Raw genomic sequence first — 15,279 nt, forward strand, 5'->3', positions numbered from 1 at the left:
TTTCCATGCATTTTTACCGACATATTTTACCTAGAGAAGCTAAAGTTGATTCATTTTTAAAATTTTTTATTGAATTATTATATCATTTTACAGACTTCTACAAACTTAATCTAAAAAAAACAATTGTTAAAACTTTTTAAATCAAAAACTAAGGTAAAAATACTACGCCAGATGAATGATTATTACGAGCACCGGTAACACTTTTTAAACAATTTACCTGATTATCAATTTTTAACACGCCTAAGAAAGCAAAAATTAAAGCCTCTTTATAGTTAATTAAGTTATTGGTAGCTTTAACAATTTTAACATTAGTGTAACATTTAATTCTATCTATTAAGAAAACATTAAATACACCGCCACCAGTTATTAAAACAGATTTAGAATCTTCTAAAACACTAGATATTTGCATTGCTACATGCTCTACAAAAGTTCTTAAAACGTTTGGCACATCTTTTTCTAAACCATCAATTAACGGCACTACATGTTGTTGCACCCATTCTAAACCCAAAGATTTAGGCGCTTTTTTCTGATAAAACTCTAATTGATTTAACTTTTCTAATAATACCTTATTAATGATTCCTTTAGATGCAATTTCTCCGGATGCATCATATTCTAACCCTAATTTATTGGCGTATAAATTTAAGACGATATTTACCGGACAAATATCAAAAGCAATTCTAACTCCTTTATTATTGTAAGAAATATTAGAAAACCCACCGAGATTAAGGCAATAATCAATATTAGAAAACAACAACTCGTCTCCTATTGGCACTAAAGGCGCTCCTTGCCCACCTAACTTAACATCTTGTGTTCTAAAATCGCAAACAACTTTTTGCTTTGTTAATTTAGCAATTTCACTTCCAGAACCTATTTGCAAAGTAATTCCTTTGTCTGGTTCATGTAGAATTGTGTGACCATGCGAAGCTACTAATGCTAGATCTCGAACTTTATAATTAAAGACGAAATTATTAATTAAAGACGCCAAATATCTACCATAAGAAATATCTAAAGCTTTTAATTCTTCCGAAGAAAAATGAATAGCATTTTGTAATTGTTGTTTCCATTCTAAAGAATACGGAATGGTTTCGGCTTGTAAAATTTCAAAAAACGAATAGTCATTTTTCTTAAATTTCACATAAACGATATCTACTCCGTCTAGAGATGTACCAGACATTAAACCTAAAGCAAAAAAGTGATTATTATTCATATTTGTAAAATTAACAAATGTCTATTGAAAATATGTTACGAAATCGATATCTTTGATGTCGAATTTTACGAAAATAATAAAAATATAAAATGGATTTTAGCTTAACAGAAGAACACATCATGATTCGTGATGCTGCAAGAGATTTTGCACAAACAGAATTATTACCTGGAGTTATCGAAAGAGACAACAAGCAAGAGTTTCCTAACGAGTTAGTTAAGAAAATGGGAGATTTAGGTTTTATGGGAATTATGGTAGATCCTAAATATGGAGGAAGTGGCATGGATGCTACTTCTTATGTATTAATTATGGAAGAACTTTCTAAAATAGACGCATCTGCATCTGTTATCGTATCTGTAAATAATTCTTTAGTATGCTACGGATTAGAAGCTTACGCATCCGAAGAACAAAAACAAAAATATTTAACAAAATTAGCTACCGGAGAATTTGTTGGTGCATTTTGTTTAAGTGAACCAGAAGCAGGATCAGACGCAACATCACAAGCAACAACTGCAGAAGATAAAGGAGATCATTACGTAATTAACGGTACAAAAAACTGGATTACAAGTGGTGGACGTGCAGATGTTTACCTAGTGATAGCACAAACAGATCGATCTAAAGGACATAGAGGTATCAATGCTTTTATAGTCGAAAAAGGAACAGAAGGTTTTCACGTAGGACCAAAAGAAGATAAGTTAGGTATCCGCGGTAGCGACACACATACACTGCAATTTAACGATGTTAAAGTACCTAAAGAAAATAGAATCGGAGAAGATGGTTTCGGATTTAAGTTTGCCATGAAAACACTTTCTGGCGGAAGAATTGGTATTGCCGCACAAGCTTTAGGTATTGCATCTGGTGCATATGAATTAGCTTTAAAATACTCGAAAGAACGTAAAGCTTTTGGTACAGAAATTTGCAACCACCAAGCAATTGCTTTTAAATTAGCAGATATGTACACAGAAATTGAAGCAGCAAGAATGTTAGTTATGAAAGCTGCTTGGGATAAAGACCAAGGCAATAATTACGACATGTCTAGCGCAATGGCCAAGTTATACGCATCTAAAGTTGCTATGGAACAAACTGTAGAAGCAGTACAAATTCACGGTGGAAATGGTTTTGTAAAAGAATACCACGTAGAACGTTTAATGAGAGATGCTAAAATTACACAGATTTACGAAGGAACTTCAGAGATTCAGAAAATTGTAATTTCTAGAGGCGTTATTAAAGGGTAATCACCTTATTATATAAGTATTTAAAAATCCATCTTTTTAAAGATGGATTTTTTTTATGGCAATTTTTTAAAACAAAAAAACGCGCTATCCACTATATCTTTTTTTTCATTCTTCAAAAAAAGGATGCCGTTTCTATCGCTATTGCACCTTTTTGCCAATTAAAGTTCTAAATCTAAAGCATATAATTGCAAACCAGAAGAAGGTGCAATATTCCTCATAAACATTCTATCATTATCTTCTTTCAGAGAGTTTTCAATAAAATTTAAATCTAAATTACCTTTACCTACCTCAAATAAAGTAGCCATCATCAACCTTATTTGATATCTTAAAAAACCTTTACCCCTAACTTTTAACACATAAGAAACTTCCGGAAAAAAATTTGCAGTTAAAATATCATTTTCAACTATTTCACAACCATCTATAACTCGTTTAAACACTGTATGCTCACTTGGTTTTGTACAATATTTATGAAAATAATGCTCACCCTCAAACAATTTAGCTGCTTTTTTCATCAAATCAATATCCAGATTAAAATCAATATTAATCATAAAAGGAGCCGCAAAAGGGTGGTTCTTATCACCAAAAGAAAAATAATAGTGATATTCTTTAACCTTAGGAGCATTGATAATATTAAAGCTTGTTGATACTTTTTTTACAGAAACAGCTCTAAAATCTGGAGAAAAATTAGAATTCAAAGATTTTAAAAAGGTTAATTCATCAATTTCAGAATTTCTAAAAAGCTGTAAATAATAAGTATTAGCAGAAACTTTAGCATCTGTCCTACCTACTCCAATCGTCTTAAAATCAAAGTCTTCAAAAACAAAAGACAACGATTTATCTACCATATCGTGCAATGTTTTTGCATTTTTTTGCTTTTGCCAACCAGAAAACCTAAACCCTAAGAATTCTAAACAAATAAGGTAAGAAAATGAATATTTCATAGGTGCAAAAGTACATAAATTACATTTTTTTTTACAAAACATGCATTTTTATGAATATCTCAAAATTATAGTTCACTTTTTTACGAACCTAACATTTTACACCTTTCAAAAACAAAAAAATAAACTTATCTCAATTTAACCCCCTTTTTTTTGAGGGTACAACTCCAAAATATGTCATTCTTAAAATTAACACCCCTTGTTATCTTAAATTTAATATATACATTTGACCCGAGTTCATTAACAAAAAATTAACACAACTAAAGAACACACATTATGAAAAAAATTATTCTATCGTTACTATTCATTTCTAGTTTAATAGTAACAGCACAAGAAAACGAAGACAAAGGAACATTTACATTAAGTGGAACTGTAGATGTATATCATACAAGTAATCTTAAAAGCGATTCTCCTGGCTCTTTAGGAATTTTATATTCAAGTGACGATCCTGCAGCAGCTGCAAATGGTTTTGGATTAGGTATGGTAAATACCATTTTTTCATATGAAAAAGGAAAAGCTGGGGTTGTTGCAGATTTAGCTTACGGACCAAGAGCTAAAGCAGCAAACGCATACGAAGGTGCAATTAACCAATTATATGCGTACTATAAAGCATCAGACAAAGTAACTTTAACATTAGGTCAGTTTAACACTTTTTATGGCTATGAAGTTATTTCTCCTGCAGGAAACTTTAACTATTCTGTATCTTACTTATTTAATGCAGGTCCTTTTTCTCACACTGGTTTTAAATTAGATTATGCAGCGTCAGAAGATTTATCTTTTATGTTTGCTGTAACTAATCCTCATGGTATTACTACTGGTGCAAATATTGGTAACGATTATCAATTAGGTTTCCAAACAGGATATAAAGGGCAGTATTTTAACCTAGCTTATGGTGCTGATGGTTTTGGAACTACAGATGTTTTATACTTAGACTATACAGGTGGGTTTGATGTTTCTGAATCTTTCTTCTTAGGAATAAATGCAGCATATTCTAACTCTGACGATGCAGACTATAGCTATAAAGGTGTTGCTTTATACTTACAAAACACTTTCTCTGATAAATTCTCTTTAGGATTTAGACCAGAATTCTTTACAACTACTACAGCAGATGTAGATAGTAGTGTATCTGCTTTTACATTATCTGGTAACTACTCTTTGACGGGTAGCTTAACAATAATTCCAGAGGTAAGATATGACACTTCTGATGATGGTGTTGTTCCTTTTGGAAAAAGTGTAACAGGAGCTACACTAGCAGCAGTATACTCTTTCTAAGAATTAATTAACCAAAAATTATATAAAAATGAGTTTATTTTTAACATTATTACAAGACACTCCAGCGTCTGAAGTAGCGCAAGCTGTTGAACAGATTAATGGAGATATGGGAATGCTTTGGATGCTGATTGCAGGTATTTTAGTATTCTTGATGCAAGCTGGTTTTACATTGGTAGAATCTGGAATGACAAGATCTAAAAACGCGGTAAACATCGCAATGAAAAATCTATTAGACATTTGTGTAGGTTCTTTAACATTCTGGTTAGTAGGTTACTCTTTAATGTACGGAGACACATCTAACGGATGGTTTTTCTGGAGCGGATTATTTCAAGGTGAAGGAGCAGATTTATTCTTTCAAACAATGTTTGCTGCAACTACTGCAACAATTGTATCTGGAGCAATAGCAGGTAGAACAAAATACTCTACGTATATCATTTTCTCTCTTGTGATGACAGCAGTAATCTATCCTATATCTGGTGGATGGCAATGGCAAGGTAGCGGTTGGTTAACAGAAATGGGCTTTATTGATTTTGCTGGTTCATCAATTGTACACTCTGTAGGTGGTTGGGCTGCTTTAGTAGCTGCATTTATGGTAGGTCCTAGAATAGGAAAATATGTGAACGGAAAGGTTTTACCTATTCCTGGTCACAATCAAGTTTTAGCAACTTTAGGTGTTTTTATCCTTTGGTTTGGTTGGTTCGGTTTTAACGGTGGATCTCAATTAGCATGGGGTGGCGCAGATGCTGTTGGTGCTTCGAACGTAGTATTAATTACAAATTTATCTGCAGCAGCAGGTGGTTTAGGAGCTTTAATTACAACTTGGATCTGGTACGGAAAACCAAATTTAGCACAAACCCTTAATGGTTCTTTAGCTGGTTTAGTAAGTATTACTGCCGGATGTGGTAACATGACTGCAGGCGGTGCTGTATTAGCAGGTCTTATTGGAGGTATCATTGTAGTCTTTTCAATTGAATTTATAGAAAAGAAATTAAAAATTGACGATGCAATTGGTGCAGCTTCTGTACACGGTGTTGCTGGGGCTTGGGGAACTTTAGTTATAGGTCTTTGGGGTGTAGATGGCGATACTGCAATTGGATTATTTAATGGTGGTGGTGCTTCTCAATTAGGAGTGCAAGCTATCGGAGTTTTAGCTTATGCTGCTTGGGCAACTGTCTTATCATTTATTGTATTAGCAATATTAAAAGCTACAATGGGATTAAGAGTATCTAAAGAAGTGGAAATTGAAGGTTTAGATATTTCAGAGCACGGTTCTATTGCTTATCCAGGTAAGAGAGTTAGAGATTTTGATGAAGATAAATAGCAGTTATCTATATAAAATTTTAAATCAATTATATATAAAATCACACAACTTTAGGGTTGTGTGATTTTTCTACGAAAAAACATTTTTAAGCACAATTAACTAAATATTTAAAATGAAGAAAATAGAAGCAATTATTAGAAAATCAAAATTTAGCGCAGTAAAAGAAGCATTGCATGATGTTGGTGTTAATTTTTTCTCTTATTGGGATGTTACCGGTTTAGGTAACGAAAAAGAAGGCCATGTTTATAGAGGTGTAAGCTATAGTACAAGTGACATTCAAAGAAGATATTTATCTATAGTAGTAAATAATGAATTTGAAGAAGTAACAATTAAAACTATAATTAAAGCTGCATCTACAGGTGATGTTGGTGATGGTAAAGTTTTTGTAAGCGACATAAGTGAGGCCTACAGAATAAGAACAGGAGAAAAAGGAGGAAAAACACTAAACTAAAACAGAACATTTTTTATATCATGGAATTATTAACAATAAATAATGTATGGATGATGATCTGTACAGCACTAGTTTTCTTTATGCACTTAGGATTTGCGTTTCTTGAGATTGGATTAACTAGACAGAAAAACACAATAAACATCTTATTTAAAAATATTTTTATAATAACAGTAGGATTACTACTCTATGCTTTGGTAGGTTTTAATTTAATGTACCCAACTTGGGCTGCAAATTCATCTGGATATTTAGGTGATTTTATATTTGGTATTTCTGCTCCTTTAAAAGATGGTGTTTTAGATTTAACATATAACGAAGGTTATACTTATTGGACAGACTTTTTGTTTCAAGGAATGTTTGCTGCAACTGCTGCTACAATTGTTTCTGGAGCTGTAGCAGAAAGAATGAAAATTTTACCTTTTATGATTTTTACAATATTATATGTAGGTTTTGTTTACCCAATTGCTGGTTCTTGGAAATGGGGAGGCGGTTTTTTAGACCAATTAGACACACCTTTTTATGATTTTGCTGGTTCTACTTTAGTACACTCTGTTGGTGGTTGGGCTGCTTTAGTTGCTGTCTGTCTTTTAGGTGCAAGAATAGGAAAATTCAAAAATGGTAAAATACAAGCTATACCTGGTCACAACATTCCTATTGCTACAGCCGGCGTTTTAATTCTTTGGTTAGGTTGGTTTGGTTTTAATGGTGGCTCTGTATTATCTGCAGATCCTAGCTTAACATCATTAACTTTAGTTACAACTTGCTTAGCTGCAGCCGCTGGAGGTGTTTTATCTGCAATTACTTCTACCATTTTATTTAAAAATTTAGATTTAACAATGTTTCTAAACGGAATTTTAGGAGGTTTGGTAGCAATTACAGCTGGTGCAGATGTTATGTCTCCGATGGATGCAATATATATTGGGGCAATAGCTGGTGTTCTAATTGTATTTGCTGTCAGCTTAATAGATAAATTAAAATTAGATGACCCTGTTGGGGCAATAGCAGTTCATTTAATATGCGGAATTTGGGGTACTCTTGCCGTAGGAATTTTTGGAGAATTAGCAAGCGGATCTCAATTTATTAGTCAATTAATAGGTATTGGAGCTTATGCTGTTTTTTGTTTATTAACTTCTTTTGTAATTATTTTCACTTTAAAGAAAACAATGGGAATAAGAGTAAATGAAAAGGAAGAATTAGAAGGTTTAGATGCTCATGAACATGGTATGGATGCATACCCAGATTTTAGATTGAACGAACATTAACCTTTAAAAAATACACAATTTTTTACCTGCAATTTTAAAAAAATTGCGGGTTTTTTCGTTTTTTAACGATTTCACAATATAAAAAGATTAAATTATTATTATTAAATTATTTTCATCACTTTTTTGCTTTCATCATAAAAATTATATTAAAACCCATAAAAGGTTAAATTTTTCTTAATAAAAAATATAAATTAGCCAATATAATTGAATACGATATGGAGAAACAAGGGTTATACTTACCAGAGTTTGAACATGAAAATTGCGGTGCTGGTTTTATCTGTAATTTAAATGGTCAAAGAACAAATCAAATCATACACGACGCACTAGAAATCCTAGTAAAACTAGAGCATAGAGGTGGTGTTAGTTCCGATGGAAAAACAGGTGATGGAGCGGGTTTATTGATAGATATTCCGCACGATTACTTTAATAGAGTTTGTAATTTTCCGTTACCAAATCAAAGAGAATATGCTGTTGGTATGGTATTTCTTCCAAAAGTATCAAATCAATACAATTATTGTAAAAAAACTTTTGAAACCGAAATTTTTAATCAAGGTCTATCTGTTTTAGGTTGGCGAGAAGTTCCTGTAGATTCTTCTCAATTAGGTGAAATTGCATTAGCATCAGAACCTAACATAGAACAACTATTTATTGGTAAAACAGAAGATATTGACGAAGCTACATTTAAAGCAAAATTATACGCTGCAAGAAAAATTGCAGAACATACAATTAGAAAATCTAAAATATCTGAAAGTAATTATTTTTACGTTCCTAGTTTATCTATAACTACTATAATATATAAAGGTATAATTATGCCCGAAGATATTGGGCCTTATTATAAAGATTTACAAGAAATAGATTTAGTAACTAGATTAGCTTTAGTACATCAACGTTTTTCTACAAACACAATGCCAACTTGGGAGCTTGCTCAGCCATTTAGACACATGTGTCAAAACGGAGAGATTAATACCTTAAGAGGAAATGTAAGTAGAATGCGTGTACGTGAAGAAATCATGAAGAGTGATGTTTTTGGCCCGCAAATAGATAAACTTTTTCCAATTATACTTCCAGGAAAATCAGATTCTGCATCTATGGATATGGTTGTAGAATTATTAACACATACAGGTAGATCATTACCAGAGATTATGATGATGATGATACCAGAGGCATGGGAAAAACATGCTACAATGTCTAAAGAACGTAAAGCGTTTTATGAATATAATGGTTGTATTATGGAACCATGGGATGGTCCTGCTTCTGTACCTTTTACAGACGGAGATTATATTGGTGCTCTGTTAGACAGAAACGGATTAAGACCTTCTAGATATACAGTTACTAAGAGCGGTAAATTGATAATGTCATCAGAAATTGGTGTAGTAGATGTTGCCCCAGAAGACATAAAAGAACATGGTAGATTAGAACCTGGCAAGATGTTTTTAGTAGACATGAACGAGGGTAGAATAATTCAAGATAAAGAAATAAAAAGTAAAATTGTTTCTGAAAGACCCTACCAAGAATGGTTAGATAAAACTCGTTTACATTTAAAGGATGTTCCATACACAAACGAAACTTGTCCTATTGAAACAATTGATATTAAAACACGCCAACGTTTATTTAACTACACTTTCGAAGATATTCAAGAGGTAATTACACCAATGGCAATTGTTGGTAAAGAAGCATTAGGTTCTATGGGAATAGATACTCCTTTAGCTGTTTTATCAGATAGACCTCAGTTAATTTCTAATTACTTTAAACAATTATTTGCACAAGTTACAAATCCGCCTTTAGACGGAATTAGAGAAAATATTGTAACAGACATTAGTTTAAATTTAGGAAAAGATAGAAATATTTTTAGCATTACAGAAAGACAATGTAGAAAATTAAGAATACAAAACCCTGTAATTTCTAATGCCGATTTAGAAAAAATTAGATCCATAGAAATCGAAAGTTTTAAAGCTGAAACAATTCAAATTTTATATTCGAAAGCTCAAGGTTTAAATGGATTAGAAGATGCTTTAGATAATATTGTTAAGCAAGTAGAAAAAGCTTTAGATAATAAGAGTAATATTATAATTTTATCAGATAGAGGTGTTAATCAAGAATTTGCTCCAATACCAGCATTATTAGCTTGTTCTTATGTAAACCATCAATTAAATCGTTTAAGAAAAAGATCTTATTTTGATATAATTATAGAATCTGCAGAACCTAGAGAACCACATCATTTTGCCACGTTATTTGGTTATGGTGCAAGTGCAGTTAACCCATATATGGTTAACGAAATTATCAGAATGCAAGTTAAAGAAGGTTTTATAACCGGTATGGATGAGCAAAAAGCTGTAGACAACTTCAACAAAGCAATTGGAAAAGGGATTTTAAAAGTGATGAATAAAATAGGAATCTCTACATTACATTCTTATAGAGGTTCTCAAATTTTTGAAATTGTAGGTTTTAATTCTCAATTTGTAGAAAAATATTTTCCATATACAGCTTCTAGAATTGAAGGAATTGGATTATATGAAATAGAAAAAGAAATAGACCAACGTTACAAACAAGCATATCCAGATAATCAAATTGATAAAAATTTAGGTTTAAATGTTGGTGGTGATTATCGATGGAGAAGAAACGGAGAAAGACATTTATTTAACCCTACAACAGTTTCTAAACTTCAGCAAGCTGTAAGATTAAGTGATCAAGCTAGTTATAATGTTTATGCAAACGCAATAAATGAACAGTCTGAAAGTTTGATGACAATTAGAGGTTTATTTGAATTTGACAACTTAGATCCTATTCCTTTAGAAGAAGTGGAACCTTGGACAGAAATTGTAAAACGTTTTAAAACAGGTGCAATGTCTTACGGATCAATTTCTAGAGAAGCACATGAAAATTTAGCTATTGCCATGAATAGAATTGGTGGTAAGTCGAATTCTGGTGAAGGTGGTGAAGATAGAAAGCGTTTTCAAAAAGATATAAACGGTGATAGTAGGAATTCTGCTATCAAACAAGTTGCATCTGGTAGATTTGGGGTAACCTCTCATTATTTAACAAATGCTAAAGAGATACAAATTAAAATGGCACAAGGTGCTAAACCAGGAGAAGGTGGTCAATTACCAGGTGAAAAAGTATTACCTTGGATTGCCTCTGCTAGAAATTCAACTCCCTTTGTAGGATTAATTTCACCGCCGCCACATCACGACATTTATTCAATTGAAGATCTAGCACAATTAATATTCGATTTAAAAAATGCAAATCGTGAGGCTAGAATTAATGTAAAATTAGTTTCAGAAGTTGGTGTAGGTACTATTGCTGCAGGTGTAGCTAAGGCTAAAGCAGACGTAGTTTTAATATCTGGTTATGATGGTGGTACAGGTGCTTCACCTCTTACATCTTTAAAACATGCCGGTTTACCTTGGGAACTAGGTTTAGCTGAAGCACAACAAACATTAGTTTTAAATGATTTAAGAAGTAGAATTGTTGTTGAGTGTGATGGTCAATTAAAAACTGGTAGAGATGTTGCCATTGCTGCATTATTAGGTGCAGAAGAATTTGGATTTGCTACAGCCCCTTTAGTTGCTTCTGGTTGTATAATGATGCGTAAATGTCATCTTAACACATGCCCTGTGGGTATTGCAACCCAAGATAAAGAATTAAGAAAAAACTTTAAGGGTACACCAGAACACGTAATTAATTTCTTTTATTATATAGCAGAAGAATTAAGAGGAATCATGGCACAATTAGGTTTTAGAACATTAGCTGAAATGGTTGGGCAAACTCATAAAATAAATGCAAATAGAGCTATAAAACATTACAAAGCTAAAGGATTAGATTTATCAAGTATTTTACACAGGCCATCAGCTTATAAAAGTATGGTAGTTAAAAATACTGAAAAACAAGATCATAATTTAGAAAATGTTTTAGATTTTACAATTCTTAAGGATTCTCATAGAGCATTATATAGAAAGGAAAAAATGAATTTATTTTATCCTATTAAAAATACCAATAGAACAGTAGGCGCAATTGTTAGTAACGAAATTTCAAAAATATACGGACATTTAGGTTTACCCGAAGATACGCTTAATATAAACTTTACTGGTTCTGCAGGTCAAAGTTTTGGAGCATTTGGTGCCCATGGTTTAACTTTCACCTTAGATGGAAATACAAATGATTATTTAGGAAAAGGTTTATCCGGAGCTAAATTAATCGTTAAAAAACCAGAAAAAGCAGACTTTTTAGCAGAAAATAATATTATAGTAGGTAACGTTTGTATGTTTGGTGCTGTCGCAGGACAAGCCTATATTAATGGTATTGCAGGTGAAAGATTTGCTGTACGTAACTCTGGTGCAACGGCTGTAGTTGAAGGTGTTGGCGATCATTGTTGTGAATACATGACAGGTGGTAAAGTTGTTGTACTTGGTAAAACTGGTAGAAATTTTGCGGCTGGTATGAGTGGTGGAATAGCTTACGTATATGATCCTAAGAAAAAATTTATAAACGGACTTTGTAATACAGAAACGATTGAGTTTGAAACTCTTTCTGAAGAAGATCAAGTTGGATTAAAGTCACTAATAGAAAAACATGTACTGTATACTAACAGTAAAAAAGGTTCTGATTTATTAGCAGATTGGTCTATGAGTTTGCAAAACTTTGTAAAAGTAATGCCAACTGAATATAAGCGTGCATTAGAACGTTTAGAAACAGAAGAACCAATGTTTGAAGAATTAACAATAGCGTAATGTCATGGGAAAAGTAACAGGATTTAAAGAATTTGAAAGACAAGATGAAAAATATACATCTGTAAAAGATCGTATAAAAAATTATAAAGAATTTACAGTTCCTTTATCTGAAGAAGAAATTACCAAGCAAGGTTCTCGATGTATGGATTGTGGTATACCTTTCTGTCATAGTGGTTGCCCATTAGGCAATTTAATTCCAGACTTTAACCATATGGTTCATCAAGGAGAATGGAAAAAAGCATCTTGGATATTGCATTCAACAAACAACTTTCCTGAGTTTACAGGTCGATTATGTCCTGCACCATGTGAAAAAGCTTGTGTATTAGGAATTATAGAAGATCCCATTTCTATAGAAAATATAGAAAAAAATATTGTTGAAAGGGCTTTTAAAGAAGGATGGATAAAGCCACAACCACCAAAAAACAGAACAGGGAAAAGTGTTGCTGTTATAGGATCTGGACCTGCTGGTTTAGCAGCAGCACAACAATTAAATAGAGCAGGTCATAATGTAACCGTTTTTGAAAGAGATGATGAAGTTGGTGGTTTATTAAGATATGGAATTCCTAATTTTAAAATGGAAAAAGGAATTATTGACAGAAGAGTTAAAATTTTAGAGGCAGAAGGAATCATATTTAAAACAAATATAAATGTTGGTGTAAATTACGATGTTGCAGAATTAAAAGAATTTGATAGTATTGTATTATGCGGTGGTGCTACAGAAAGAAGAAGTTTACCAACACCTGGTATAGATGCTGATGGTGTTGTACAAGCAATGGATTTTTTAACACAGCAAACTAAAGTTGTTTTTGGTAAAAAAGTAAAAAATCAAGTTTTAGCTACGGATAAAAATGTTATAGTTATCGGTGGTGGAGATACTGGTTCTGACTGTATTGGAACATCAAATCGTCAAGGAGCAAAATCTGTAGTTAATTTTGAAATAATGCCTAAACCTCCTGGGCATAGATCTCCAACAACCCCTTGGCCATTTTGGCCATTACAATTAAAAACTTCATCTTCACATCAAGAGGGTGTTGAGCGTAATTGGTTAATAAATACCAAGGAATTTATTAAAGATAAAAATGGTAAATTAATAGCACTTAAAACCATAAATGTAGAATGGAAGATGATTCCTGGACAAAGACCAGAATTGATAGAAATCTCAGGAACAGAAAAAACTTGGCCATGTGATTTAGCATTATTAGCACTTGGTTTTACTGGACCAGAAAGCACTTTAGCTGATAAGTTAGGTATTATAAAAGATAATAGGTCTAACTATAAAGCCGAATACGGTAAGTACCAAACAAACCTACCTCATGTATTTGTAGCTGGCGATATGCGTAGAGGCCAATCATTAATAGTTTGGGCTATATCAGAAGGTAGAGAAGCAGCAAGACAAGTTGATCTTTACTTAATGGGTAAATCTGAATTGCCATCAAAAGATATTACAGGTGACTTAGTTGCGATGTAATTTAAAATTTAGATTTTCTTAAATAAAGAACTGTTTGTAAATAATTTTACAAGCAGTTTTTTTTTAAATAATCTATTTAATAATTATAAAAACAAACAATTATTACATTTTTCAAGTAAATTGAATAAAAGTAAAATTTTTGATTATAAGAGAATCAAACAGACAAAATCAATAATGAATAAACTTCATAATACAGTTAATTAAATTTGGTATACTATTTCATTTGGGTTAATAATTTTTCTAAATGGATTTTAATTATTAACTAATTTAGTAAATCAAAAGAAAAACAATGTATTATAGAAAAAAACACGGCAAAGGTTTTACCACATTGATGAGAAAAATCAAACTATAAGAAATAAAAAACTAAAAGATTGGTTTAGATCTTTGGTTATTCCACCAGCTTGGACTAATGTTAAAATTTCATCAAAAAAATCTGATAAAATTCTAGTTACTGGTAGAGATGATAAAAACAGAAAACAATACATATATAACCCAAAATTTAGAGCAAAACAAGAGCAAAAAAAATTTGATAGAATTTTAGATTTCGCAGATAAATTAGAATATATGAGACGTGTAACGGGTCAACATTTACGTAAACAAAAATTATGTAAAGATAAAGTGCATGCTTGTATGGTTCGCTTATTAGAAGCTGCTTATTTTAGACCTGGCAGTGATTATTATACCAAAAAAAATAATTCATATGGTTTAACAACCATGAGAAGCAAACATTTAACTATGCAAGGAAAAGAGTTAATTTTTAATTATATTGGGAAGTCTGGAAAAGAACAAAAAAGAAATATAGTAGATGAAAAATTAGCTAAAATAGTAAAAACAATTGATGATATCCCTGGTTATGAAATATTCAAATATATAGATGAAAATGGCAATAAACATGATGTAAAAAGTGAACATCTAAATGAATATATTAAACAAATTATGGGAAACGAATTTTCTGCAAAAGACTTTAGAACTTGGTCAGGAACTGTAATAGCTGCAATTACCTTAAATGAAATTGGTGCAATTGATAAAAAAGATCAAAAAACATTAGATAAGAACATCAAAAATGCAATAATAAAAGTCAGCGAGCATTTAGGAAATACACCCTCAGTAGCAAGAAGTTCATACATAGACCGAAGAATTATTAAAGAATATACTCACGGAAAAACAATAAAATTCTTTAAAAATGAAATTAATCATTTATTAGAAGATCATAGGAATTTATCACGTGAAGAACTCGGTGTTTTATGTATGCTAAAAAAGAAGTTGAATTAATCCTTCATAAAAAAACAGTTTCTAATTTCGATTTTGCAAGTTATATTATGTCCATAAAAAAACCTCATATCGTATTGATATGAGGTTTATAGAATTCTGAGATCAGAATTAAGAAAGGCGGCGACCTACTCT

At 31.8% G+C, this 15,279-nt stretch carries 10 protein-coding genes; 8 read left to right on the forward strand and 2 right to left on the reverse strand.

From position 1 onward, the window contains the following. Window positions 1-148 precede the first annotated feature (148 nt). The gene (locus ACYPV9_RS10045) at window positions 149-1,207 is read right to left on the reverse strand and encodes an anhydro-N-acetylmuramic acid kinase (RefSeq protein ID WP_459743418.1); all 1,059 of its coding nucleotides are present in this window, start codon (window positions 1,205-1,207) and stop codon (window positions 149-151) included. An 89-nt stretch (window positions 1,208-1,296) separates the two neighbouring features. Here ACYPV9_RS10045 and ACYPV9_RS10050 point away from each other — a divergent pair, with 89 nt between their 5' ends. Then, window positions 1,297-2,439, forward strand: coding sequence for an acyl-CoA dehydrogenase (locus ACYPV9_RS10050; RefSeq protein ID WP_077811218.1), 1,143 nt, complete (start codon window positions 1,297-1,299; stop codon window positions 2,437-2,439). A 158-nt stretch (window positions 2,440-2,597) separates the two neighbouring features. Here the strand turns inward: ACYPV9_RS10050 and ACYPV9_RS10055 are convergent, their stop codons facing one another. Next, on the reverse strand, window positions 2,598-3,380 hold the full coding sequence (locus tag ACYPV9_RS10055; RefSeq protein ID WP_459743421.1) for a tRNA pseudouridine synthase A: 783 nt from the start codon (window positions 3,378-3,380) through the stop codon (window positions 2,598-2,600). 273 nt (window positions 3,381-3,653) lie between these two features. Between ACYPV9_RS10055 and ACYPV9_RS10060 the strand changes: the two genes are divergently transcribed. From ACYPV9_RS10060 to ACYPV9_RS10090, 7 genes are all read left to right on the forward strand, one after another. Beyond that, the gene (locus ACYPV9_RS10060; RefSeq protein WP_459743423.1) at window positions 3,654-4,649 is read left to right on the forward strand and encodes an outer membrane beta-barrel protein; all 996 of its coding nucleotides are present in this window, start codon (window positions 3,654-3,656) and stop codon (window positions 4,647-4,649) included. A gap of 28 nt (window positions 4,650-4,677) precedes the next feature. Then, window positions 4,678-5,970, forward strand: coding sequence for an ammonium transporter (locus ACYPV9_RS10065; protein WP_299065930.1), 1,293 nt, complete (start codon window positions 4,678-4,680; stop codon window positions 5,968-5,970). Window positions 5,971-6,082: 112 nt separating this feature from the next. Further along, on the forward strand, window positions 6,083-6,421 hold the full coding sequence (locus ACYPV9_RS10070; RefSeq protein WP_299065927.1) for a P-II family nitrogen regulator: 339 nt from the start codon (window positions 6,083-6,085) through the stop codon (window positions 6,419-6,421). A 20-nt stretch (window positions 6,422-6,441) separates the two neighbouring features. Continuing rightward, window positions 6,442-7,680, forward strand: coding sequence for an ammonium transporter (locus ACYPV9_RS10075; RefSeq protein ID WP_299065923.1), 1,239 nt, complete (start codon window positions 6,442-6,444; stop codon window positions 7,678-7,680). 215 nt (window positions 7,681-7,895) lie between these two features. Continuing rightward, window positions 7,896-12,407 carry a glutamate synthase large subunit gene (gltB, locus tag ACYPV9_RS10080; protein ID WP_459743426.1) on the forward strand — a complete coding sequence of 1,504 codons (4,512 nt, stop codon included), beginning with the start codon at window positions 7,896-7,898 and terminating at the stop codon, window positions 12,405-12,407. Between the two features lie 4 nt (window positions 12,408-12,411). Continuing rightward, window positions 12,412-13,875, forward strand: a complete 1,464-nt coding sequence (locus ACYPV9_RS10085; RefSeq protein WP_459743428.1) for a glutamate synthase subunit beta — start codon at window positions 12,412-12,414, stop codon at window positions 13,873-13,875. Between the two features lie 348 nt (window positions 13,876-14,223). Next, window positions 14,224-15,147 (forward strand): DNA topoisomerase IB, encoded by a 924-nt coding sequence (locus ACYPV9_RS10090; RefSeq protein WP_459743433.1) that lies wholly within the window; start codon window positions 14,224-14,226, stop codon window positions 15,145-15,147. Window positions 15,148-15,279: the final 132 nt, after the last annotated feature.

The organism is Polaribacter sp. OB-PA-B3, from assembly GCF_054589375.1.

Coding starts and splice junctions, on each gene's coding strand:
- ACYPV9_RS10045 (WP_459743418.1), bottom strand. CDS start 1,207: ATGAATAATAATCACTTTTTTGCTTTAGGTTTAATGTCTGGTACATCT.
- ACYPV9_RS10050 (WP_077811218.1), top strand. CDS start 1,297: ATGGATTTTAGCTTAACAGAAGAACACATCATGATTCGTGATGCTGCA.
- ACYPV9_RS10055 (WP_459743421.1), bottom strand. CDS start 3,380: ATGAAATATTCATTTTCTTACCTTATTTGTTTAGAATTCTTAGGGTTT.
- ACYPV9_RS10060 (WP_459743423.1), top strand. CDS start 3,654: ATGAAAAAAATTATTCTATCGTTACTATTCATTTCTAGTTTAATAGTA.
- ACYPV9_RS10065 (WP_299065930.1), top strand. CDS start 4,678: ATGAGTTTATTTTTAACATTATTACAAGACACTCCAGCGTCTGAAGTA.
- ACYPV9_RS10070 (WP_299065927.1), top strand. CDS start 6,083: ATGAAGAAAATAGAAGCAATTATTAGAAAATCAAAATTTAGCGCAGTA.
- ACYPV9_RS10075 (WP_299065923.1), top strand. CDS start 6,442: ATGGAATTATTAACAATAAATAATGTATGGATGATGATCTGTACAGCA.
- gltB (WP_459743426.1), top strand. CDS start 7,896: ATGGAGAAACAAGGGTTATACTTACCAGAGTTTGAACATGAAAATTGC.
- ACYPV9_RS10085 (WP_459743428.1), top strand. CDS start 12,412: ATGGGAAAAGTAACAGGATTTAAAGAATTTGAAAGACAAGATGAAAAA.